The organism is Pantoea sp. SGAir0215 (assembly GCF_043543215.1).
In genome coordinates this window covers 1-22,723 of record NZ_CP028031.1, presented here as the reverse complement: position 1 = coordinate 22,723, position 22,723 = coordinate 1, and the positions used below count along the sequence as shown (strand labels likewise).

General features: G+C 52.5%; 16 protein-coding genes, 1 tRNA gene and 10 pseudogenes. 17 read left to right on the top strand and 10 right to left on the bottom strand.

Annotation, left to right across the window (positions count from 1 at the left end; genetic code table 11):
• Nucleotides 1-211: 211 nt before the first annotated feature.
• A complete protein-coding gene (locus tag C1N64_RS00135) occupies nucleotides 212-376 on the bottom strand; it encodes a hypothetical protein (RefSeq protein ID WP_283785820.1) in 165 nt (54 codons plus the stop codon).
• 554 nt (nucleotides 377-930) lie between these two features.
• Here C1N64_RS00135 and C1N64_RS00130 point away from each other — a divergent pair.
• The 10 genes and pseudogenes from C1N64_RS00130 (at nucleotide 931) to C1N64_RS00085 (ending at nucleotide 8,139) form a co-directional block, all read left to right on the top strand.
• A complete protein-coding gene (locus tag C1N64_RS00130) occupies nucleotides 931-1,509 on the top strand; it encodes a recombinase family protein (RefSeq protein WP_058708776.1) in 579 nt (192 codons plus the stop codon).
• 12 nt (nucleotides 1,510-1,521) lie between these two features.
• Nucleotides 1,522-1,815, top strand: coding sequence for a YciI family protein (locus tag C1N64_RS00125; protein ID WP_394515172.1), 294 nt, complete (start codon nucleotides 1,522-1,524; stop codon nucleotides 1,813-1,815).
• A gap of 101 nt (nucleotides 1,816-1,916) precedes the next feature.
• Complete coding sequence (locus C1N64_RS00120) at nucleotides 1,917-3,086, top strand: phage tail sheath protein (RefSeq protein WP_394515171.1); 1,170 nt, start codon at nucleotides 1,917-1,919, stop codon at nucleotides 3,084-3,086.
• A gap of 12 nt (nucleotides 3,087-3,098) precedes the next feature.
• Nucleotides 3,099-3,610 (top strand): annotated as a pseudogene (locus tag C1N64_RS00115) (phage major tail tube protein).
• A gap of 54 nt (nucleotides 3,611-3,664) precedes the next feature.
• Nucleotides 3,665-3,961, top strand: a complete 297-nt coding sequence (locus C1N64_RS00110) for a phage tail assembly protein (protein ID WP_033739909.1) — start codon at nucleotides 3,665-3,667, stop codon at nucleotides 3,959-3,961.
• Nucleotides 3,962-3,993: 32 nt separating this feature from the next.
• Nucleotides 3,994-4,116 carry a GpE family phage tail protein gene (locus C1N64_RS00105; RefSeq protein WP_013027268.1) on the top strand — a complete coding sequence of 41 codons (123 nt, stop codon included), beginning with the start codon at nucleotides 3,994-3,996 and terminating at the stop codon, nucleotides 4,114-4,116.
• Entirely contained in the window at nucleotides 4,109-6,175 is a 2,067-nt protein-coding gene (locus C1N64_RS00100) for a phage tail tape measure protein (RefSeq protein WP_394515170.1), read from the top strand. The genes C1N64_RS00105 and C1N64_RS00100 overlap by 8 nt, the downstream gene beginning before the upstream one ends.
• A 6-nt stretch (nucleotides 6,176-6,181) precedes the next feature.
• Complete coding sequence (locus C1N64_RS00095) at nucleotides 6,182-6,685, top strand: phage tail protein (protein ID WP_058702289.1); 504 nt, start codon at nucleotides 6,182-6,184, stop codon at nucleotides 6,683-6,685.
• A gap of 1 nt (nucleotide 6,686) precedes the next feature.
• Nucleotides 6,687-7,844 (top strand): contractile injection system protein, VgrG/Pvc8 family, encoded by a 1,158-nt coding sequence (locus tag C1N64_RS00090; protein WP_394515169.1) that lies wholly within the window; start codon nucleotides 6,687-6,689, stop codon nucleotides 7,842-7,844.
• Between the two features lie 73 nt (nucleotides 7,845-7,917).
• Entirely contained in the window at nucleotides 7,918-8,139 is a 222-nt protein-coding gene (locus tag C1N64_RS00085) for an ogr/Delta-like zinc finger family protein (protein WP_033739904.1), read from the top strand.
• Between the two features lie 374 nt (nucleotides 8,140-8,513).
• Here C1N64_RS00085 and C1N64_RS00080 read toward each other — a convergent pair whose 3' ends face one another.
• Nucleotides 8,514-9,044 (bottom strand): hypothetical protein, encoded by a 531-nt coding sequence (locus C1N64_RS00080; RefSeq protein ID WP_058702287.1) that lies wholly within the window; start codon nucleotides 9,042-9,044, stop codon nucleotides 8,514-8,516.
• A gap of 138 nt (nucleotides 9,045-9,182) precedes the next feature.
• On the opposite strand from C1N64_RS00080, the gene C1N64_RS00075 reads away from it, so the two are divergent.
• Together C1N64_RS00075 and C1N64_RS00070 are read left to right on the top strand one after the other, a co-directional pair.
• Nucleotides 9,183-9,392: a toxin-antitoxin system HicB family antitoxin gene (locus C1N64_RS00075; protein WP_394515183.1), complete on the top strand. Its 210-nt coding sequence runs from the start codon at nucleotides 9,183-9,185 to the stop codon at nucleotides 9,390-9,392.
• A 528-nt stretch (nucleotides 9,393-9,920) separates the two neighbouring features.
• A pseudogene (locus tag C1N64_RS00070) lies at nucleotides 9,921-10,208 on the top strand (DUF1493 family protein); the annotation flags it as partial.
• 701 nt (nucleotides 10,209-10,909) lie between these two features.
• Here C1N64_RS00070 and C1N64_RS00065 read toward each other — a convergent pair.
• Both C1N64_RS00065 and C1N64_RS00060 read right to left on the bottom strand, forming a co-directional pair.
• Nucleotides 10,910-11,350 (bottom strand): WapI family immunity protein, encoded by a 441-nt coding sequence (locus tag C1N64_RS00065; RefSeq protein WP_205952308.1) that lies wholly within the window; start codon nucleotides 11,348-11,350, stop codon nucleotides 10,910-10,912.
• A 20-nt stretch (nucleotides 11,351-11,370) separates the two neighbouring features.
• Nucleotides 11,371-11,916 (bottom strand): hypothetical protein, encoded by a 546-nt coding sequence (locus C1N64_RS00060; RefSeq protein WP_394515182.1) that lies wholly within the window; start codon nucleotides 11,914-11,916, stop codon nucleotides 11,371-11,373.
• Nucleotides 11,917-12,195: 279 nt separating this feature from the next.
• On the opposite strand from C1N64_RS00060, the gene C1N64_RS00055 reads away from it, so the two are divergent.
• Nucleotides 12,196-12,342 (top strand): hypothetical protein, encoded by a 147-nt coding sequence (locus C1N64_RS00055; protein ID WP_394515181.1) that lies wholly within the window; start codon nucleotides 12,196-12,198, stop codon nucleotides 12,340-12,342.
• A gap of 511 nt (nucleotides 12,343-12,853) precedes the next feature.
• Here C1N64_RS00055 and C1N64_RS00050 read toward each other — a convergent pair.
• Nucleotides 12,854-12,927, bottom strand: a tRNA-Ile gene (locus C1N64_RS00050).
• Nucleotides 12,928-13,228: 301 nt separating this feature from the next.
• On the opposite strand from C1N64_RS00050, the pseudogene mug reads away from it, so the two are divergent.
• A pseudogene (gene mug / locus C1N64_RS00045) lies at nucleotides 13,229-13,744 on the top strand (G/U mismatch-specific DNA glycosylase).
• 68 nt (nucleotides 13,745-13,812) lie between these two features.
• On the opposite strand, the gene rpoD reads toward mug, so the two are convergent.
• From rpoD to rpsU, 3 genes and pseudogenes are all read right to left on the bottom strand, one after another.
• The gene (rpoD, locus tag C1N64_RS00040) at nucleotides 13,813-15,666 is read right to left on the bottom strand and encodes an RNA polymerase sigma factor RpoD (RefSeq protein WP_394515525.1); all 1,854 of its coding nucleotides are present in this window, start codon (nucleotides 15,664-15,666) and stop codon (nucleotides 13,813-13,815) included.
• Between the two features lie 664 nt (nucleotides 15,667-16,330).
• Nucleotides 16,331-18,074: pseudogene (dnaG, locus tag C1N64_RS00035) on the bottom strand (DNA primase).
• A gap of 116 nt (nucleotides 18,075-18,190) precedes the next feature.
• Nucleotides 18,191-18,407, bottom strand: a pseudogene (gene rpsU, locus C1N64_RS00030) (30S ribosomal protein S21).
• A 278-nt stretch (nucleotides 18,408-18,685) separates the two neighbouring features.
• Between rpsU and tsaD the strand changes: the two are divergent.
• Nucleotides 18,686-19,700 (top strand): annotated as a pseudogene (gene tsaD / locus C1N64_RS00025) (tRNA (adenosine(37)-N6)-threonylcarbamoyltransferase complex transferase subunit TsaD).
• Between the two features lie 34 nt (nucleotides 19,701-19,734).
• On the opposite strand, the pseudogene plsY reads toward tsaD, so the two are convergent.
• Nucleotides 19,735-20,338: pseudogene (gene plsY, locus C1N64_RS00020) on the bottom strand (glycerol-3-phosphate 1-O-acyltransferase PlsY).
• A gap of 108 nt (nucleotides 20,339-20,446) precedes the next feature.
• On the opposite strand from plsY, the pseudogene folB reads away from it, so the two are divergent.
• Nucleotides 20,447-20,804: pseudogene (folB, locus tag C1N64_RS00015) on the top strand (bifunctional dihydroneopterin aldolase/7,8-dihydroneopterin epimerase).
• A gap of 195 nt (nucleotides 20,805-20,999) precedes the next feature.
• Nucleotides 21,000-21,819, top strand: a pseudogene (gene bacA, locus C1N64_RS00010) (undecaprenyl-diphosphate phosphatase).
• 28 nt (nucleotides 21,820-21,847) lie between these two features.
• Here the strand turns inward: bacA and C1N64_RS00005 are convergent.
• Nucleotides 21,848-22,723: pseudogene (locus C1N64_RS00005) on the bottom strand (HD domain-containing protein); the annotation flags it as partial.

The window sequence follows — 22,723 nt, the reverse complement described above, 5'->3', positions numbered from 1 at the left end:
TGCGTTAATAAACTTATGCTGAAGTATATTTTTAAAAATAACCCTTAAAAGATATAAATTAAAAATCAACCATGGAAAGATTGAATGTTTTTAATTATTTCTGGCCGGATTATTTCTTCAGGGTTATTAAATTCTTGTGAGAAAAAATTGTTTTTTCCCAATTACCATTCGACTATGACTAAACCTGGCTGCCCCACAGCCCCTTTACCGTTTATTCCTGTTGACCCGCCAGCACCGCCAGTACCATAACCATCGCCAACGTAACCATTTTGGCCTCCAGCACTCCCATCTCCCGATGATCGCACTGAACCACCACCGCCACCAAATGGGCAAGATGCACCAGCTCCACTTCCGCCTGACCCGATGATTGTAGCATTTACGCCAATGTAACCCGTTCCATCGTTACCAGAGCTTCCGCGAGGATAACCTCCTCCGCCAGCTCCGCCATACTGCGCTGAACCACCACCACCAGGGTCTCCACCCTGACCGGCGATGAGGGTCAAATAATTGCCAAAAACAGTATTGCCACCAACTCCTCCAGCTTTGCCATCGGAGTTTACTGACGTGGTTCCACCGGCACCACCAGCCCCGATGACTACATCGATCATTTCTCCAGGCTTAACTGTTATGGCGCGCTTAATAACTGACTGTCCAGCGCCACCGCCACCGCCGCCACCGCCAAATTCACTGGTGTTTGTACGGCAACCGCCACCGCCCCCGCCGCCTCCAGCAGCACATCCGGATAAGTAGACAGTGCTTACGCCATCCGGGACCTGGAACTTGCCGTTACTCGTGAATTGTTTAACGCCTCGGGAGCGCGAAATTTCATTTTGAACCGCTTCTACAAAACCGAGGTTTCCGCGAAACAAATCCCTGGCCCCTGTAACCTGCACAATGGCAAACTCCCCCTCTTTTACCAGAGGAAAAACGATGCTGATTGGCTATGTCAGGGTGTCAACAAATGACCAAAACACCGATTTACAACGGAATGCCTTGCAGAGTGCAAATTGTGAACAGATTTTTGAGGATAAAATCAGCGGTAAGACCAGCGAACGACCAGGCCTAAAACGGGCGCTCAGGACGTTAAAAGCGGGTGATACCCTGGTGGTGTGGAAGCTGGATCGGCTTGGCCGCAGCATGCGTCATCTGGTCATGCTCACTGAGGAGCTGCGTGAACGGGGAGTCAATTTCCGTAGCCTGACAGACAGCATCGACACCAGCACGCCGATGGGACGTTTTTTCTTTCATGTGATGGGCGCCCTGGCGGAAATGGAGCGTGAATTGATCGTTGAACGCACGCGAGCGGGCCTCTCCGCTGCGCGAGAAAAAGGACGCATTGGTGGGCGGCGGCGCATTATGACGCCAGACGTCGTGGAGCGGGCAAAAAGAATGCTGACGAACGGCGCCACACGTTACCAGGTGGCACTGGTGCTGGATATTTCTGTCAAAACCCTGTATCGCTATCTTCCAGTCAATGCCGCTAAACCCACCGATCACAGTAGTAACTAACAGGAATAAGCGATGTTATTTGCCGTGCGTTTTTACGATCGTGCCGACCGGGCTGATATCCGCAAAATCTATATGGATGCTCATCTGCAGTGGCTGGAAAGCGTCAGGTCAGGCGTACTGATTGCGGGCTCCCTCAGAGAGCATGCCACGGCTCATCCCGATGGTGCGTTATGGATTGTGGAAGCCGCATCCAAAGAAGCCGTTGAAACTCTCCTGAAGCAGGACCCGTTCTGGCAAGAGGGGCTGCGTCAAAACGTGGATATCCGGTTCTGGAGTAAGGCTTTTGACAGCCCTGTTACCCTGTAAATTATCGCCGCTGTTTAGCCACGCGCCAGCAAACCGCAATCGCATGCATCCTTTCTGCTGACCTGACACTCTGAGCACACCCTCAACACGGAGTGCTACAGATGTCTGATTTTCATCACGGTGTCCGCGTCGTCGAAATTAATGACGGCACACGCACCATCTCGACTGTTTCAACCGCCATTGTTGGCATGATCTGCACCGCAGAAGATGCTGATGCAACGGCGTTCCCTCTTAACACACCTGTTCTGCTGACCAACGTGCAGGCAGCCATCGGCAAAGCCGGTACCCAGGGCACCCTGGCGGCCGCGCTGCAGGCGATTGCTGACCAGGCGAAGCCAGTGACTGTCGTGGTTCGCGTAGCAGAAGGCGCGACTCAGGCGGAAACCACCTCTAACCTGATTGGCTCGACAGACGCGAACGGTAAATACACCGGCATGAAGGCGCTGCTCAGCGCGCAAACTCAGCTGGGTGTTAAGCCACGTATTCTGGGCGTGCCAGGGCTGGATTCGCTGGAAGTGGCGACCGCGCTGGCCAGCATTGCGCAGCAGCTGCGTGGCTTTGCTTACGTGTCTGCCTGGAACAGCAAAACCATCTCTGATGCCATGAAGTACCGCGAAAACTTCAGCCAGCGTGAGCTGATGGTCATCTGGCCAGACTTTATTGCCTGGAACACCGCGACCAGCAAATCTGAAATGGCTTATGCCACCGCACGTGCGCTGGGCCTGCGCGCCAAAATTGACAACGATACGGGCTGGCATAAAACCCTGTCCAACGTGGGCGTCAATGGCGTAACCGGCATCTCTGCAGACGTTTTCTGGGATCTGCAACAGACCGGCACCGATGCCGATCTGCTGAATGAGAAGTGCGTCACCACGCTGATCCGCAAAGACGGCTTCCGTTTCTGGGGCAACCGTACCTGTAGCGACGATCCGCTTTTCGCGTTTGAGAACTACACCCGTTCAGCGCAGGTGCTGGCCGATACCATGGCGGAAGCGCACATGTGGGCCAACGATAAACCGCTGACGCCAGTGCTGGTACGCGAAATCATCGCCGGCATCAACGCGAAGTTCCGTGAACTGGTCAGCGCTGGTTATCTGCTGGGTGCGAACTGCTGGTACGACGAAAGTGCGAACGATAAAGAGAGCCTGAAGGCGGGCAAACTGTTTATCGATTACGACTACACGCCGGTGCCCCCGCTGGAAGATCTGACGCTGCGTCAGCGCATCACTGATACCTATCTGGCGAACTTCGCCGCATCCGTAAACAGCTAAGGAGCCGGATAAATGGCACTGCCACGTAAACTCAAGGGTTAAACCTCTTTAATGATTCAAACAGCTATCAGGGCATTGTAACCGCCGTTACGTTGCCGAAGCTGTCACGCAAGCTGGATACCTATCGAGCAGGCGGCATGAACGGCGCCGCGTTTATCGATAACGGCCTGGACGATGCGGCGCTCGATATGGAGTGGACGCTGGGCGGTATGGATGAGCTGGTACTCAGCCAGTGGGGCGCAACGGCCAACGTTCCGTTACGTTTTACCGGTTCTTATCAGCGCGATGACACCGGCGAAGAGATTGCCGTTGAAATTGAAGTGCGCGGTAAGCACCAGGCGTTTGACTTCGGTGAAGCCAAGCAGGGTGAAAACGCCGAAACTAAAGTCACCAGCAAAAATACCTATTTCAAACTGACCTGGAATGGCAAAGAGCTGATTGAAATCGACACCGTCAACATGGTGGAGAAGGTCAACGGCGTCGATCGTCTGGAACAGCGCCGTAAAAATCTCGGCCTGGTGTAATAACAAAGGCCAGCGCGTTCTGCGCTGGCCCCTCTTAATTGAGATGGAGATAAAATGGAACAGCTGGATAAGCCGGAACAGAAAGACAACCTGGTGGTGCTGGAAAGCCCGATTTCACGCGGTGATGTAGTGATCGCCCAGGTCGAGCTGGTCAAACCGAACGCCGGCGCGCTGCGCGGTGTACGACTGGCCGAGCTGGCCTCGTCCGATGTGGATGCGCTGTTGATGGTGCTGCCCCGCATCACGATGCCTTCGCTGACCAAAGCGGAATGCAATGCGCTGGACCCGGTTGACCTGATTGCCCTGGGCGGCAAGGTGATTGGTTTTTTGTCAGCGAAATCGGCCACGTAAGCTGGCCCCGCGATATGACGGTCAATGATCTGATGGCCGATATTGCCAGCGTTTTTCACTGGCCCCCCTCAGAAATGTATCCCATGTCGCTGGAAGAGTTACTCGACTGGCGGCATAGAGTGATGATCCGCAGTGGAGTAACCTCAGATGAGTAACACGCTCAAGCTGCAAGTGCTGCTGGAAGCGGTTGATCGGGCGACGCGCCCGTTCAGTGCCGTGCGTAAAGAAACAGAAAAACTGTCTGCGGATATCCAGGAAACGCAGGACCGCCTGGATGCGCTCAACGCTAAATCCGCGCAGATTGAAGGGTTCCGTGCGACGCGCAAAGAACTGACGCTGACCCAGCAAAATCTTAAAAATACCCGGGCAGAAGCGGCAGCACTCGCCATTCAACTTAAAAACACCCAAAACCCCACCGCGGAACAAACGCAGGCGCTGGATAAGCTGCGTCAGTCGGCTAACGCGCTGCAGCAAAAAAACATCCAGCTGCGTCAGTCGGTACAGGAGCAACGCCAGGCGCTGAATGACGCCGGGATTTCCACGCGCCGGTTGAGCAGTGAGCGCCGGAAGCTGAACCAACAAGCCGAGCAGACGACATCCACCCTCAATGCGCAGGGTCAGTCCATGGATCGGCTGAATCAACGTCAGGACAAGCTCAACCGCATACGCGATCGCTACCGTGCCGGCATGGCGCTGGCAGATAACGTGCAAAGTGCCAGTTCGAAGGCCAAAGACTTTGTTGAGAAGGGCCGAAAAGTCATTGATGACTTATCCCCTGGCGACGCGAATAACGGCAAGGAAAAATCGGGTGGGCAGGGCGCAGGCGATATCACTGAACTCAACAAGGCGATGGCGAGTATAGGCCCGGTGGCAAAACAGGCGGGGCTTAGCGTCGGTCAGACCGCGGCCATGATGGGCGTGCTGGCAGAAAACGGCATGACGGGCAGCCAGGCCGGTGCTGGCGTCAGCGCCATGTTGACACATGTTCAGGCACCGGACGCCAGCGCAGACAGCGCTCTGAAAGCGTTGAATGTGCAAACCGCTGACGAACAGGGCAACAACCAGCCCATTTTCGCGGTGCTCGGTCAGGTACAGGCGGCGTTTGAGAAAAATAAACTCGACGCAGCCCAACAAGCCGCTTATCTGCAGGCCATTTTTGGTGAACAGGGCGCGGCCCCTGCCGCAGTGCTGATGAAGGGCGCAGCCAGTGGCCGACTGGACCAGCTGTCTCAGGCGCCCGCTGCCCAGCCGCCAGCCACAGACGCGTCGGTTGATACCAGCCTGCAGGCCATCAGTCAGGACGGCTTGTCCGTTCAGTCCGTCCTGACCGGCGTTATGAATATCAATCCCCAGCTCTCGGACAGCCTGCTGACGCTGGCGGCCGGTGGGCTGACGTTGGTGGATTCACTGGCCAGCGTGGGAAACATTGCCTGGCCTGTCATTAGCGGGCTGAGCACTATCATGGCGAGTGTGGAGCTGCTGGGCAGCGCGTTTGCCATCATCGGTGGCGCGATTACGGCCACGCTGGGGGCGATTACGCTACCGGTGGTCTTGCTTGGCGCGGCTATCGCGGCGGGCGCCATGTTGGTTTACCAGTACTGGGAACCGATTAGCGCTTTTATCAGCGGCGTTGCTGAAGGTTTCAGCGCGGCGATGGGACCGATCAGCGACGCGTTCGCGCCGCTGAAGCCGGTATTTGACTGGTTCAGTAACAAAGTGTCCGAGCTGGGCGCCTGGTTCTCGAAGCTGCTGGAACCCGTGAAGTTTTCTCAGCAGGAACTGGCTTCAGCAGGGGAGATGGGACAGCGCTTCGGCAACATGCTGGCGACAGCGCTGAAATTACCTGGTGAAGCCCTTAACCAACTGCGGGGCGGCATTGACTGGGTTCTGGGCAAACTTGGCATCATTGATGAGAAATCTGACAAGGTGAAAGACAAGCTGCCACCGCCCAAAATGCGCGAGCAGGATGACGAGGATGAGGATAACGCGGATGCCCGTCCGGCCGCATCGCGCGCCAGCCTTAACAGCACGCTCAATCAGCCTTTGCCCTCGGTTAACAATTCAAACGTGGATAACCGTCAGCACACCGTAACCAACAACATCTATGCGACAGGCGACCCCCAGGCGATTGGACAGGCCGTTGCACAGTATTCCACGGCATCGCCGTGGTCCACGGCTGATAGCAGCTATAACTCCATGTTTAGCCGGGATTAATTCACCATGATGATGATATTAGGCATGATGCCGTTTGTACGGCAAACCCTTCCCTTCGACAATCTGAAGCATGACGTGGGCTATCGCTGGGCAAAAAACAGTCGCGTAGGGCGACGTGAGTCGACCCAGTTTTTGGGTGCCGGTGACGATAAAATCACCCTGTCTGGCGAGCTCCGGCCTGAAATCACCGGCGGCAATGTCACGCTGCTGGCACTGAAGGCGATGGCCGATGAAGGCCTGGCGTGGCCGCTGATTGGCGGCAATGGCATTATTTACGGCATGTTTGTCGTAACAGATTTTTCGGCCACGCATACGGAATTTTACAGCGACGGCAGCGCGCGCAAGATTGGCTTTACACTCAGCCTGCTGCGGGTTGACGATTCGCTGACCAGCATGTTCGGCGACTTAAAAAGGCAGGCGGAAGAACTGCAAAACCGGGCCAGTGACGCAGCGCAACGGGTGGGTTCTGTCATCAACAGCGTTACCTCTGCGCTGAGCGGAGGGCGCTGAGATGAGCGATATCGCCCCGATTCCGGTGCCTCTGCGCGTTGCGCCGACGCCGGACTTCAATATCAAAATTGAGACGAAGGATAAAACGGAAGATATTCGCCCACGGCTGATTTCTCTGAAGTTAACGGATAACCGTGGCTTGCAGGCCGATCAACTGGAGCTGACGCTGGACGACAGCGACGGCCAGTTGGTCATGCCGCCTTTTGGCGCAAAAGTCGCCCTGGAGATTGGCTGGAAAGGACAGCCGCTTGCAAATAAAGGCATCTACCTCATTGATGAGGTCACTTACCAGGGCGCGCCGGACACGATAACGGTGGTCGCCCGAAGCGCCGATTTTAGCGGTTCGCTCGATGTTAAAATCACGGATTCATATCCAGACATGACGGTTGGCGAGGCCGTGGAGAAAATCGCGAAACGTAACAACCTCAAGTGGAAAGTTTCGCAGGAGATAGCTAAGAAAAAGATTAAGCATCTCGATCAAACGCAGGAAACGGACGGCACATTTATTACTCGTCTGGCTATGCTGGTTGGCGCGGTGGCGACAATTAAAAAAGAAATGCTGCAGTTCTTTGCCCCCGGGCAGGGCGTGACCGTGAGCGGAAAGCCGATTTCACTCTTGAATCTGAACCGACAGGATGGCGATAAGTATGAGTACAAATTGTTTAAGCGCGACGATTACAGTGGCGTAGAAGCAAAATGGTACGATCAGAAAAAGGCGCAGCAGAAAGGGGTAACCGTCAACACGATACCGCCAGCAACACCGACGGTGAACCCTGTCCATCCCGCAGCCAAAAATATCCCCACAATCGGGCAACAAGACCCGGGAAAAACCTATGTTTTTGGCAGCAATAAGAAGCTGTATGTACTGAATACGCACTTCAGTAGCCAGGAGGAAGCAGAGGAGGCGGCTAAGGCAAAGTGGCAGGAACTGCAACGCAACCGGGCTACGCTGAAGATCCTACTGGCGCTGGGTGCTGCGGAGTTGATTCCTGAAACGCCGGTCAAAGCTCAAGGTTTTAAATCGGTCATCGATAATCAAAAATGGCTGATTACTAATATCGTGCATACCCTCGATAAAAGTGGCTTTACCACCCAGTTGAACCTGGAGCTGATGACTGAAAACGTGGACTACATCTTAGTTGAAAAGCAAGCTGATTAGATTAAGTCTAATTATTGTTGCTTTTTGTTTAGTCTTTGGCTAATGTTGCACTATGCCAGAGAGGAGAACAACTATGATGCATTGCCCAAAATGTCAGACCGCCGCCCATACGAAAAGCAGCCGTTACGTTTCGAAAGAGACGAAAGAACGTTATCACCAGTGCCAGAACATTAACTGCAGTTGTACCTTTAAAACCCTGGAGAGCGTATCCGGGATTATCGTCGAACCGGCACAGATTAATACCGTGCCGGTGATGGCGAAAGGCAGCAATAACCCGTCACCGCAGCTGCTGTAAGCCCAACCCGCGAAAGCGGGTTTTTTTATGGCTGCGGCCTGGATGGGATCGCTGGGAGATCAGGCTGAAGGCCAGCGAGCCGTTGACGTTCAAGGGCGCGAAAGCGGCCTCTGGGAGTTCTGTTAATAACTGTACGGTGGTGAGGGCCGGGGCACTTGGGGACACTGGCAATTACTGTACGGAATAAAAAGATTTTACTGATATGAGTCAGGCAAAACAGGCTTCCGGTGAAGAGAGAAAAAGCGTGGCGATTTTCGGCAGAAGAAAACGCAGGGGTGATAAAGTATTTTGGTACTAAGAGTAAGTCCGCGCTGGGATTTGAATTCGGTATGCGAATTCCCTTCTTCCAAAGGGAAGAAGGGAAAGGGCCGGAATTAATGAACGCTATCTGTAAGTTTGCTATCGATCATCACCAGCCCCGACGCTGTTTGCACAAAACGCGGCGCGGTTAAGTCATCAGTCATGATGTTAATCATCTGGAATAACAAGCCGGTGATGTGTTTCTGCAAGTCTGTAGAAGCCGGCTGATTCAGCAACACTAACGTCAATGCGCTGCAATATTGCCGCATCTCTTCCGAATCTATCGAACAACCGCTGCGACAGGCTTTGTCATTACCTTTCTCCAGCGTGAGGCGTTTAATCAGGTGTTCTGGCAGTGGCTTGTCTAACAGAACTTTCAAGACTTCCAGTGCAGCGAGCAGACGGCCGCATAGTGCCATACGAGCGGTGATATCGTGACATTCAATCAGGGCATCCACATAGCGCACGCACGTATCCAGCACCTGAAACAGATCGTGCGTGGTGCCAAGCGGCGTTTTCAAGAGGTTTGAGATCGCAGATTCGATAACTGGCTGAATGTCCACGATTTGATGATGGGCGGTTGTGTTACTATCGGTGTTAGCCATAGCGTTGTTTCCTTAACACTGAACGTTGTGGTCAGACGCTCCGGTATGTGTTGCATCACTGCCGGGGCGTTGCTCTCATAAAAGGCCTCATGTTAGTGTGGTCTTTTAAAGGATTAAAATGAGGGAATAGGTCAGTACATGTCAATTATAATGCGTGAAAAAAAACCAAAAGGTGGAGGCAAGTCCCCACAATTTCAAATGCGCATTGATCCCGCCTTGAAAAAACAGCTCGATGCGGTTGCAACTGAAGAAGGAATTAGTCTGGCAAGCTGGCTGAAGAACCTGGCGAGAGAGGCATTAAAGGCAAGGGAATTGAGCCGGAGGGGTAATTTGTGCGTGAAATATTGAGTTAATTATATGTGTGGTAAATGAAAAAAGCTAAATTTCGCTATTGTGAAGTTTTTAATTTGGCCATTACAAGTTTGATAAAATAGCTGAGGCTTTGATGGAGTTGTGAGTAAATGAAGATTTTTATTGTAGGGTTACTTCAATCTTTTTTCTATCTTGTACCGATTATAGTCAGTGTTGTTGGTGCTTATTTTATTGTGCGATTCGTTCCATTTTACCCAATGGGGTTTGTGGTTGCCTGGGTCGGTATCGTTGCTTATCTTTATGTAAGATACAGTAAGTGGGTTTAACCTCAACCGTATAATCTTTTTCATGGCGATTTTCAAAACACCATGAAGTTTCAATATTTATCTGTAATATGATGTTCAGTGAATCGGGCCTTACCCATATTGACTTGCTCAAAGTAAATAATCAGAATGTAAGATCCTTATAAATGAATGAGCAATCTAAGTTGTACGCTTACAATATTAGCTATGAGATAACATTCAAATAAAATAAGATTGCCAGAAAGAAGAGCAGACTACGATAATGGACGAGACAGAAAAAGCAGTACTCGATCTTGTTGAGACTTACAATGGTCGAAGCATATTTACCTTTAAGCGGTATCCGCTCAAACATAATACCGATCTTAATGAAGATTTTCGAATGGACCCGTTAGATGTCTATGATTTACTGGAGGAATTCACAGAGAAATTTTCAATTAATTTAGATGAAATCAATTTCACTCGCTATTTTCCTGAAGATAATGGCAAAGCAGAAAAGGCGTTGACCATTCAATTACTGATTGACTCGGCCCGAGCAGGTCACTGGACGGATGAAGAAAAATCAAAAACAGAAAATACCTTACCCTCAAACTCAGACAGGAAAATAATGAAAAAGGGAAAAAATAAGACGATTTATATTTTAGCAGTCATTATATGTTTTCTGATTCTTCCGGAAATAGTGGTTCGTACACTAACCCCAGAACAACTCGTCAGACTCAGCGATTTCACAAGCCTGGGCGGGATGTTTAGCCATCTCCTTTCGTTAATGCTTTTTCTCGGTATAACATCGATTTTGCTGGGCATTGCCGCTATCTGTCTGGCAAAAAAAATCTACCGATATTTTGTCAGGTTAAAAAAATAGCATACCTGCTGTACGCTCTGTATGCGTTACCAACGCACTGAGAGCAAAATTTTGCCAAAGCTGAAAACGTTGAGCGAAAGCAATCCAGGAAAGCGTATAGGATCTGCGGACCTGTTTTACAGTGGCTGGTCCGCGCAAAATCATGGGGAAATGTGAGTAGGTCAAAGTGTGCCATTCTTAGCGTAATGTGAGGTGTAATACGTTATTCCGCCCTTGCAGGATGCGGACGAGTTGGGCATCGCCATGGAGAGCGAGAAAGCGCTACTGGAGTAATGGAGAACCTACCGCGTGGAGACCTTAACGGCACCGGATATTAGTTGGCCGGGAAAGCCTAAACAGAAACATCCCCGTTACAGCGGGGACTATCAGGAAAATTTTAGAGGCGGGAAGGCTTAATTTTGCCATTCAATCATCTCATCCAGCCGTTTTAAAATATCTGGGAAGTAGCTCTCATTGATGTCGAAATCACCTTTCACCTGAGCGCTGTCAGCATGCGCTTCAGGACGAAGGTTATATTCAATAATTACACCCTCTTCGCCGGTTACTTTCCTGATTATCATATTCAGTTGATGGCACTGGCTTTGAAACTCGAAAGGCTTTATCTCACGTTGAGCAATTAAAGCGTTATGGTGCGCTGCAAATTGCTCACGTAGTTCCAGTAGCTCGCCTACCGTAAATTCAGTTTGAAACTGCGCTTTCAGGCCAGGAACAGAAAATTCAACAAAAGATTTTATCCAGTCCCAGCGATGATGTTCAGGGTCAATGTCGTTATCGACCACTCTTTCAAAAGGAGAAACCGTAAACGTAAATTTCTCGTCTTTAATATCAAACATTGATGCGTTCCTGTCGGTTTTTAAAAATACATAAAGTGGGTGATTGTCCAGTCGGACTCTCTTACCACAACTTCGAGTGTGTATTTTTTATACTCAGTAGTGGCCTTCTTACGATAAAGCTTGTACATCTCAATTTCGTATCTGTACAGGCCTTTAACTTTCCGGGGATCGGCCGTTCGCTTACCAAAACGAATAGCTTTTTCCTGAATATGTAAAGGAACATACCGACCCGTTTCATACATGTGCTTAGCAGCCGTTTCGGTCATTTTCAGGTTGCGTACAGATAAGCCGAGTTTAAACCGGGCGCGCAAAAATGAAATCGTTCCCTGGCCAAGCTTTGCTGTAATCGCTGTTCGCGTACCCGCTTCAAATAAAGCACGGCCAGTGCGGAGAATGCGGAAAACACCAAAAGCAATCAGTGCAATATCAATGGGATCGAACAACGGCGTTTCAAGCGGAGCCTCTTCAAGCCGGACAAAATGGCCCTGTGCATCATAAATTTGCCAGAGGCCGGGAGCCTGAGCCACTGTGTAGCCGATACACATACCGCTTGTTTCATCAAGCACCGGCTGAGCATTGCGTGGTAGATGTTGTGGCCGAAGCTCAAAAAATTCTCCGGGGGCAATCTTGACTCAAAAGTGTAATACCGTCCAGGTTCCTGTTTTTCTGCTCTTCCTGAGATCATTCTCGTTCCCTCTTTTTGATGATGGCTGTTCATAGTGCCACAGGAAGGCAAAGCGATCATTCCCGAGTAAATGCCCGATCATTCTTCAACAAACCCTAATTGTATAAACTGCATCGCCTGACCTGACATTATGAGCACATCCATTTTACCGGGGCATCAGATGTCTGATTACTGTCATGGTATCTGCATCGTCGAAATCATGGATGGCACTCGCACCATTTCCATCATCTCTACCGCGATTATTGGGCTGGTCTGTACCGCCTGGGACACCGACACTACCGCTGAATACGCCGGTATTGTTTGCTAACGTGTAGGGTGGTATCGCCAAAGCCGGGGCAAAATGCACGTTAGCAGGCGATTGTCGACCAGGCCAAATCGGTTAATGTCTTGGTGCGCGTTGCCGTGGGTGCGACCGAAGCGGAAACCATCTCAAACATCATCGTACCACTTACGAAAACGGCCAGTACACTGTAATGAAAGTCCGGTTAAGCGCAGAATCAGCTCGGCGTGCCGGGCCTTAACTCGCTGGAAATGGCGATCGCGCTCGCCAGGATCGCGTAGCAGGTGCACCTTCAAAACGTACGAAAGCATAGCGGGGATGATCGTCTCGCCGGGCCAGACTAATAAGGTGCCGATTTTTACGCATAACGACAGAAGGTAATCGTTACTTCACTGAAAGCTCGCGAAAGTATGCTTTTTGTATCTGCGTTCAAAAAGAACGAATAAAGTCATGTGATGCTTTTGTGACGCTGGCCTATAGAAACAAAAAAGCCACTCGGCTAAAAGTGGCTTAATGTCCTGATTCAACAGGTGAGATCTGGTGGCCCTGCTGGTTTGAACCAGCGACCAAGCGATTATGAGTCGCCTGCTCTAACCACTGAGCTAAGGGGCCAATGGAGCGGGGATTATAAAGTATCTGTTCGGGCAATCCAGCGTTGTTCGGCTGGTTGCTGAAATAAGCAGCAATGTTTTACTTGCTGATAACTATGATAAAACCGGCAAAAACGCTACGCTGATACGCAGCGTCGTCGCATGCGCGGTGAAGCGCGATTGTCTTTTTGGGCTTAACAGTAGGAAAGACAGCCGCGATCACGACATTGCTCCGCAAATAAGCGTTAACCACTGGCAAGATTATGACGAATACGGATTCTTTGCGTGAGCGGCCAGGACGCAGCGCAAAGCCAGGAGGCCTCATGAGCGAACACAACATCACCGATATCATTGCACCGGACCTGAACGTCCTCTTCTGCGGCATTAATCCCGGTCAGTCGACCGCGCACACCGGCTATCATTTTGCCCATCCCGGCAATCGCTTCTGGAAGGTGATTCACCTGGCAGGGTTTACGGTGCAGCAACTGAAGCCGGAAGAGGAGCAGCGCTTACTGGAGACCGGCTGTGGTATTACAATGCTGGTCGAGCGCCCGACCATTCAGGCAAATGAAACTGGCCAGTGATGAGCTACGTGATGGCGGTCAGCGGCTGATGGACAAGGTTCTATGCTATCAGCCTGCCGCGCTGGCGATCCTGGGCAAAGATGCCTTTAAACGCGCGTTTCGTCAGAGCAAAGTGGAATGGGCGAGCAGCCTATCTACATGGGGAAAACCCAGGTGTGGGTGTTGCCGAATCCCAGCGGATTAAACCGGGCCTCACTGGAAGAGATGGTGGCGCTATATCGCCAGATGTACGAGGCGTTACAGCTGCGGCATTGATGTTGGCGGTTTGGAAAAGGGCAGGGCAGCAGGCATAAAAAACCCCGGCGAACCGGGGTTTTAACGGCTTAGTCGTCGAGGAAGCTACGCAGCACTTCCGAGCGGCTCGGGTGGCGCAGTTTACGCAGGGCTTTCGCTTCAATCTGACGAATACGCTCACGGGTAACGTCAAACTGTTTGCCCACTTCTTCTAACGTGTGGTCGGTGTTCATATCGATACCGAAACGCATGCGCAGCACTTTGGCTTCACGCGCGGTCAGGCCAGCCAGCACGTCGTGGGTCGCGGAACGCAGGCTCTCAGAGGTTGCAGAGTCCAGCGGCAGCTCCAGCGTGGTGTCTTCGATAAAATCACCCAGATGTGAATCTTCATCATCACCAATCGGCGTCTCCATAGAGATAGGCTCTTTGGCAATCTTCAGCACCTTGCGAATCTTATCTTCTGGCATCAGCATGCGCTCAGCCAGTTCTTCTGGCGTCGGCTCACGGCCCATCTCCTGCAGCATCTGGCGCGAAATACGGTTGAGTTTGTTGATGGTCTCAATCATATGCACCGGAATACGGATGGTACGCGCCTGGTCAGCGATAGAACGGGTAATCGCCTGACGAATCCACCATGTGGCGTAGGTCGAGAACTTGTAGCCGCGACGGTATTCAAACTTATCAACCGCTTTCATCAGACCGATGTTACCTTCCTGAATCAGATCCAGGAACTGCAGACCACGGTTGGTGTATTTCTTGGCGATTGAAATCACCAGACGCAGGTTAGCTTCAACCATTTCTTTCTTCGCGCGGCGGGCTTTCGCTTCACCGATCGACATCCGACGGTTGATGTCTTTCACCTGCTCGATGGTCAGGCCGGTTTCTTCTTCAATCTGTGCCAGTTTCTGCAGCGAACGCATCACGTCATCCTGCACGTCCAGCAGTTTTTCAGACCATGGCTTGTTCATCGCCAGTGCGGCTTTGAACCAGCTCTCGTTGGTCTCGTTACCGGTGAACAGCGTAATGAAGTTTTTCTTCGGCATTTTGCACACTTCAATACACAGCTTCATGATCAAACGCTCCTGGGTACGGACACGTTCCATCATTTCGCGCATGTTGTTCACCAGGTAGTCGAACTGCTTCGGTACCAGGCGGAACTGTTTGAAGACGTCAGACAGGTTCTGGATCTCAGCGACAGAGGCCGCATGGCTGCGTCCTTTGCTCTTGATCACATCGCGCGTCGTTTCGTATTGCGTACGCAGGTCAGAGAACTTCTCGCGCGCCAGTTCCGGGTCGATAGAGTTATCGTCGTCAGAGCTGTCGTCGTCGCTCTCTTCGTCGTCATCGTCGTCGTCATTACGATCTTCTTCGGACAACTCAGAACCGACGTGGGTGGCGGTCGGTGCCAGGTCTTCTTCTGCGTTAGGATCGACAAAGCCAGTGATAAGGTCTGACAGACGCGACTCACCGGCTTCAACACGATCGTACTGATCCAGCAGGTAGGTAATGGCTTCCGGATATTCAGCAACGGAACACTGAACCTGGTTAATACCGTCTTCGATACGCTTCGCGATGTCGATTTCGCCTTCGCGGGTCAGCAGTTCAACGGTACCCATTTCACGCATGTACATGCGAACCGGGTCGGTGGTGCGGCCAATTTCAGATTCAACGCTGGATAATACCTGAGCGGCAGCTTCCGCGGCATCTTCGTCAGTATCGGAGCTGTTTTCATTCAGCATCAGATCGTCGGCGTCCGGGGCTTCCTCAACCACCTGGATGCCCATGTCGTTAATCATCTGGATGATGTCTTCGATCTGATCGGAGTCGACGATATCTTCCGGCAGATGGTCATTGACCTCAGCATAGGTCAGATAGCCTTGCTCCTTACCACGGGTGACAAGAAGCTTGAGCTGTGACTGCGGTTTTGCTCCATAAGACGGTATCCACACTTCTGTTAATTAGATTGGTGTCGGTCGGCAGCGAGCCAACAATAACATTGAAGGCATTTCGTTCTCGCCGCTGCCTTCGTCGCGGCCTGGGCTTTGCCCATTAGTAATCGGCACTTAAGCCGCAAATTTTATGTCGGGCCTGGCTTACTCGCCATTTTTGCCTCTGACAGTGCTCGTCATCCTCACGTACATCAGTACGCTCCGGTGACTGCGCGCTTTCAGCGACAAAACTTGCTTCGACGCCGACGGCCGAGGGCGGAAGCTGGCTTACTCGCCATTTTTGCCTCTGACAGTGCTCGTCATCCTCATGTACATCAGTACGCTCCGGTGACTGCGCGCTTTCAGCGACAAAATTTGCTTCGACGCCGACGGCCCGAGGGCGGAAGCTGGCTTACTCGCCATTTTTGCCTCTGACAGTGCTCGTCATCCTCACGTACATCAGTACGCTCCGGTGACTGCGCGCTTTCAGCGGCAAAACCTGCTTCAACGCCAATAGCCCGAGGACGGAAGCTGGCTTTCACAACATTTTTGCCACTGGCGGTACTCGCCATCCTCACATAGCGGAGGTAACGGTTCGCTTACCGCGACAAAACCTGCTTCGCCCTGAATAACTAAACCTGCCGCTCCGGTTACGGACAGCAGCAGGTAGGGTAACCTGTTACTTTTTCGCGAAGGCCTGGCTCAGTGTCCAGAGCTCGCGGCGTTCATCGGTGCTGAGTCCATGGGTGCGTTCTCGCGCAATCAGGAACTCCAGTCGTTCTTCCAGAGCCGCGTCATAAATACTGGCCAGGGAATCCTGGAACACCGCTTCGCTCTCTTCATCCACTATCATGTGGTTCCACACGGCCAGTGTTTCAAGCGTTTGGCTAAAATTTGTTCCGCGATATAACTCTAGTAGCTGACCGGTGGTCAATCCAGGATTCTCGTTACAGCGCTTCACTAATTCAATAAATAGCGGTAAACCGGCTATTTTTGACTCGGCCAGCCCATCCAGTGCAGGGACCAGACTTGCCAGTTGTGGATTCTGAATCAGCAACGCCACCAGTACGCGCATTGTGGTGCGTTTCAGCGGCGGAGCAACCGGTGCGCTTGCGCCCTGTGCCTGTTTAGGCATCAGCTTTCAAGCTGCGCATCATCCAGAATACCGAGTTTGTTGCCCAGTTCCTGACGCAGATAAATGCGTAACGTTTCACCGGGAATCTGCGTGATCAGTGGCAATGCCAGTGTACTTAAACGCGCTTTGCCGTCACGAGAGCTTAAATCGACCTGCGGCAACAGGCTGTCGAACAAAAACGAAGAGAGCGGCATAGCCTGCTCCATCCTCGCTTCGAATGCGGCTTTACCTTCTTTGCGAACCAACGTATCCGGGTCTTCGCCGTCAGGTAAAAACATAAAGCGTAGTTGACGACCGTCATTCATGTAAGGCAATGCGGTTTCAAGCGCTCGCCAGGCGGCTTCACGTCCGGCGCGATCGCCGTCGTAACAGCAAATCACGTTATCCGTACTGCGAAACAGCAACTGAATATGTTCAGCCGTGGTCGATGTACCCAGTGAGGCAACCGCGTAGTCCACGCCGTATTGCGCCAGGGCAACGACATCCATATAGCCTTCCACCACTAACAGGCGTTTCGGTTCAGGATGATTTTTTAAGGCTTCATACAGGCCATACAGCTGACGACCTTTATGAAAAACAGGCGTTTCGGGCGAGTTAAGATACTTCGGCGTATCATTACCCAGCACGCGGCCGCCAAAGCCGATAACGCGGCCTCGCTTATCGCGGATGGGAAACATCACACGCTCGCGAAAGCGATCGTAAACCCGGCCTTTGTCATTACTGACCAGCATGCCCGCTTCCATTAATGACTCGCGATCTTCCGGCTGCTTACCAAAGCGTTTGAGAACATTGTCCCAACCGGCGGGGGCATAACCTATCGCGAAATGATTAATGATATCGGCGCTCAGGCCGCGATGTTGAAGATAATCGCGCGCTGACTGGGCACTGGATTGCTGCAAACTCTGCTGATAAAAACCGTTAAGGTTGTCCATCAGTTGGTACAGGCTCTGGCGCTGATGGCGTTCCATCGGGCTGGGCCCGTTACCCGCTTCGTAAGGGACATCTAACCCGTGAGAAGTGGCTAACTCTTCGATACTTTCAACAAACTCCAGACGATCGTAGTTCATCAGAAAGTCGATGGCATTACCGTGCGCACCACAACCAAAACAGTGATAAAACTGTTTTTCGCCATTTACGGTAAAAGAGGGGTTTTCTCATTATGAAAAGGACAGCACGCATGATAATTCTTTCCCTGCTTTTTTAGCTTTACGCGAGCATCGATCAACTCCACGATGTCCGTGCGGGCAAGTAAGTCATTGATAAATACGCGTGGAATTCGTCCTGCCATAAGCCCCGTTTTTTCAGCTCATAAACGACAACAAGCCGCGCTTCCTTTCGGAAAGCACGGCCTTTTACTTGACTCGGTCTGCGTTTATCACGCTGTGGAGGCGAACCTCCGGGATATTAGTACAGACGAGTGCGGCGTGCGTTTTCGCGAGCCAGTTTTTTTGGCATGACGCTTAACTGCAGATGCTTTAGCGCGCTTACGCTCGGTCGTTGGTTTTTCATAAAACTCACGACGACGAACTTCAGCCAGAACGCCTGCTTTCTCGCAAGAACGCTTAAAGCGACGCAGTGCTACGTCGAACGGCTCGTTTTCACGTACTTTAATTACCGGCATGTAACTCTCACCTCAATAAAATTCGGTTTTTCTGCTGACTGCGGCGCCAGCACATTTCAAAATGGTGCAGCATTTTACTCCAACTCGCGTCGGCTTGTAAAGCACCATGGATAATTAAGAACCAACAGGAGCGTATGCCTGTGCGGCTGCCGGTTTTTTCCAGGGGCGGGAGTATAGCGCACTCTTTAGGCAGCAGAAAATGACTTTTTGCGTGGATTGAGTCCTCTTTTTGCACAGTGGCTATGCTAAACTGCGCGCCGCAAGAATGAGGTGAAGCAATGCGAATTCTGGGTATTGAAACATCGTGCGATGAAACCGGCATCGCAATCTATGATGACGAGGCTGGCTTAGTCGCGAACCAGCTCTACAGCCAGGTAAAACTGCATGCCGATTACGGCGGCGTGGTACCGGAACTGGCTTCGCGCGATCACGTACGTAAAACGGTGCCCCTGATTCAGGCGGCGCTGAAACAGGCGGATTTAGCGCCGCAGCAGATTGATGCGGTGGCCTATACGGCGGGGCCGGGCCTGGTCGGCGCGTTGCTGGTGGGCGCGACGATTGGGCGCGCGCTGGCCTTTGCGTGGAAGGTGCCTGCGGTGCCCGTGCATCATATGGAAGGCCATCTGCTGGCGCCGATGCTGGAAGACAATCCACCCGCCTTCCCGTTTGTGGCCTTGCTGGTTTCTGGCGGCCACACGCAGCTGATCAGCGTTACCGGCATTGGTGAATATGTACTGCTGGGCGAGTCAATTGACGATGCCGCAGGCGAAGCCTTCGATAAAACCGCCAAATTGCTGGGGCTGGATTATCCCGGCGGTCCCATGCTGTCGAAAATGGCGCAGCAGGGCACGGCTGGACGCTTCACGTTCCCGCGTCCGATGACCGATCGTCCGGGGCTGGATTTCAGTTTCTCGGGCCTGAAGACCTTTGCGGCGAATACCATTCGTGGCCATGACGATGACGCGCAAACCCGTGCCGACATCGCCCGTTGCGTTTGAAGATGCGGTGGTGGATACGTTGGCCATCAAATGCAAACGCGCCCTGGATGAAACCGGTTTTAAGCGGCTGGTGATTGCGGGCGGCGTAAGTGCCAACCGTACGCTGCGCGAGCAAATGGCGGTCATGATGCAGAAGCGCGGTGGTGAGGTATTTTATGCCCGTCCTGAATTTTGCACCGATAACGGTGCCATGATTGCCTACGCGGGCATGGTGCGTCTGAAAGGCGGTACGCGGGGAGAGCTGGGCGTAAGCGTCAGGCCGCGCTGGCCGCTGGCCGAACTGCCTGCCATCTGACAGAAAAAAGCCGGTCAACCGGCTTTTTTTACGCTTACTGTTTCTTTTTGCGCTTCCAGATTTTATTTTCCTGACGACGCCACAGACGTTGGATGTTGTCATGATGTCGCAGCAAAATCAGGCAGGAGAGCATGGAAACCGGGAACGTAAAACTGCGGTTTAAACCACCAGACATAGAACGGCGCAATCAGGGCGCTGACAATCGCCCCAAGCGATGAGTAACCGCTGAGCAGCACGGTCAAGAGCCAGGTGCCGGTCATCAGCCCGGTCAGATCCCAGCCGATAGGCGCGATAGCACCAAACGCGGTCGCCACGCCTTTCCCGCCTCTGAAGCGGAAAAACACCGGATAAATATGGCCCAGACAGGCGGCAATGGCGGTTTAAGCCCAGGTAGAGCGGGGGCACGTGAAGCAGGTACGCCAGCCAGACAGGCCACCATACCTTTCAGAATATCGAATACCAGCACCGTTGCTGCCGCCGCTTTGCCGCCAAGGCGCAGCACATTGGTGGCACCCGGGTTGCCTGAACCGTGGGTGCGGGGATCGGGTAGCCCGGCGAGTTTGCATACCAGAATCGCACTGGAGATGGACCCACACAGATACGCGAAAAATAATCATACCAAGCGCGAAAGCACTCATAACACCGTCCCGTTTCCTTTGGGGTCGTTTTGATCACGTCAACTATGGATAATACGCACAATCTGCCGGAAGTGGTATCCGGCCTGGCCAAAAACAGAGAGCACCGTCATGGATATCGTCTTTATAGAACAACTCACCGTCTTCACTACAATTGGCGTTTACGACTGGAGCAGGGATTCAGCAGAAGCTGGTGATCGATATCGAAATGGCGTGGGATAACCGCCAGGCGGCCGCCAGTGACGATGTTAAGGATTGTCTGAGCTACGCCGACGTCTCTGAGGCGATCCTGACACATCTGACGGGCGGACGTTTTGCACTGGTCGAACGCGTTGCCGAAGAAATTGCGGATCTGTTGATGAACCGTTTCAATTCGCCCGGTGTGCGTATAAAGGTAGCAAAACCGGGCGCTGTAGCGCAGGCCGCGCAGGTTGGCGTGCGAATTGAGCGCGGGACTATTCCTAAATAGTGATGATGTGATTGCCATCACAATGAAACCAAACCAAATTATGGTCTGTCTCAGCAGGTGCCGTTTCGTTATAACAAACTCAATTGGCAAGCGAGCTTAATGTTATATTCAGGCTGGACAGATAAGATTCAAGGCGATAGCGCGACTGCTAGCGCCTTTTTCATGGTTTTAAAACGGACAGAGGAAATACATTGGATGGCAGATATTCATCAGCTGTGGGTAGCTGCAATCCTGGGCGTGGTAGAAGGGCTGACCGAGTTTTTACCGGTCTCTTCCACCGGGCACATGATTATAGTGGGGCATTTGCTTGGCTTTGAGGGTGACAAAGCCGAAACCTTTGAAGTCGTGATTCAGCTAGGCTCCATTCTGGCGGTAGTCGTGATGTTTTTGGCGCGTTTGTTTGGCCTGATCGGCATTCACTTTGGCGAAGTCAAACACGAAGGGACAGGAACCGGTCGCTTATACGCTGATTCATATCCTGCTGGGCATGATTCCTGCTGTCGTGATAGGGCTGGTCTTACACGATCAAATTAAAACGCTGTTTAATCCGATAAATGTTATGTATGCGCTGGTGGTCGGCGGTTTGCTGCTGTTAGCGGCGGAATTCCTGAAGCCAAAACAGCCAAAATCCGTTGGCGTGGATGACATTACCTATCGTCAGGCGTTTATGATCGGCTGCTTCCAGTGTCTGGCGCTGTGGCCGGGCTTCTCGCGTTCAGGTGCCACGATTTCAGGCGGAATGCTGATGGGCGTGAGTCGCTATGCGGCGTCCGAGTTCTCCTTTATCCTCGCCGTACCGATGATGATGGGGGCGACCGGGCTGGATCTGTACAAGAGCCTGGGCTTCCTGAGCATGGCCGACTTCCCGATGTTTGCAGTGGGTTTTATCACTGCCTTTGTCGTCGCGATGATTGCGATCAAAGTGTTCCTGGAGCTGATCAAACGCATCTCTTTCGTATCGTTTGCGGTCTACCGCTTTATCGTAGCGGCTGCGGTTTACATGCTGTTCACGTAAACCCAACGCGGCCAGGTCACTGGCCGCGTTAACCTCTGCCTTCGGCAACGGCGTCGATGCGGCGCCGCGTCAGCTCTTCCCGCACCGCACTCCCTTTAAAGCCAGCCTCAACCACCGCTTTCGATGACACGGCCTGCGCCCGCGCAAATGCGCGCGTCGCAGATAGTCACCCTGTGGATACGGCATGCTGGCGAGCCCACCGCGCCCACGGGCATCGGCTTCGCTACACAGCGCCAGTTGATGCACGCGTTCAGGCTTACGCCAGGCGTCGAGACGGTCAAATAACGCCACAATCGCCTCAGAAGGCAACTGCTCAATGGTATGCATCGTGTCGTGGAATTCGGTTACCAGCAGGGCTAAATCGCGAATGGCATTCGGCACGCGCAAACGCTCACAGAGTGCGGCAACCAGCGGCACACCGGCGGGGCCATGACCGCGATGGCTGGGCCACTTTTCAACGGGCGTTAACGCTTTGCCTACATCGTGAAACAGCGTGGCAAAACGTACATCAATGGCCTCACTTAAGGCGGCGGACAGCGTCAATGCCATCAGCGTATGCACGCCCGTGTCAATTTCAGGATGCCATCTGGCGGGGGCGGGGATGCCATAAAGGTTATCGATTTCCGGGAACAGCACCTTCAGAGCACCGCAGTCACGCAGCACCTGAAAATAGACCTGGATTATGCGAGGACAGCGCTTTTTCGGTCTCTTTCCACACGCGCTCAGCGGTAAGATCGGCCAGCTCGCCGCTCTCCACCATTTGCCGCATCAGCGCCTGGGTTTCATCGGCAATGCGAAAAGTTAAGGTGGGCAAAGCGCGCGCAGCAAACCGCGCCACGCGCAGCACGCGCAGCGGATCTTCACTAAAGGCTTCTGAAACGTGGCGCAGCAGTCGGTCAGCAAT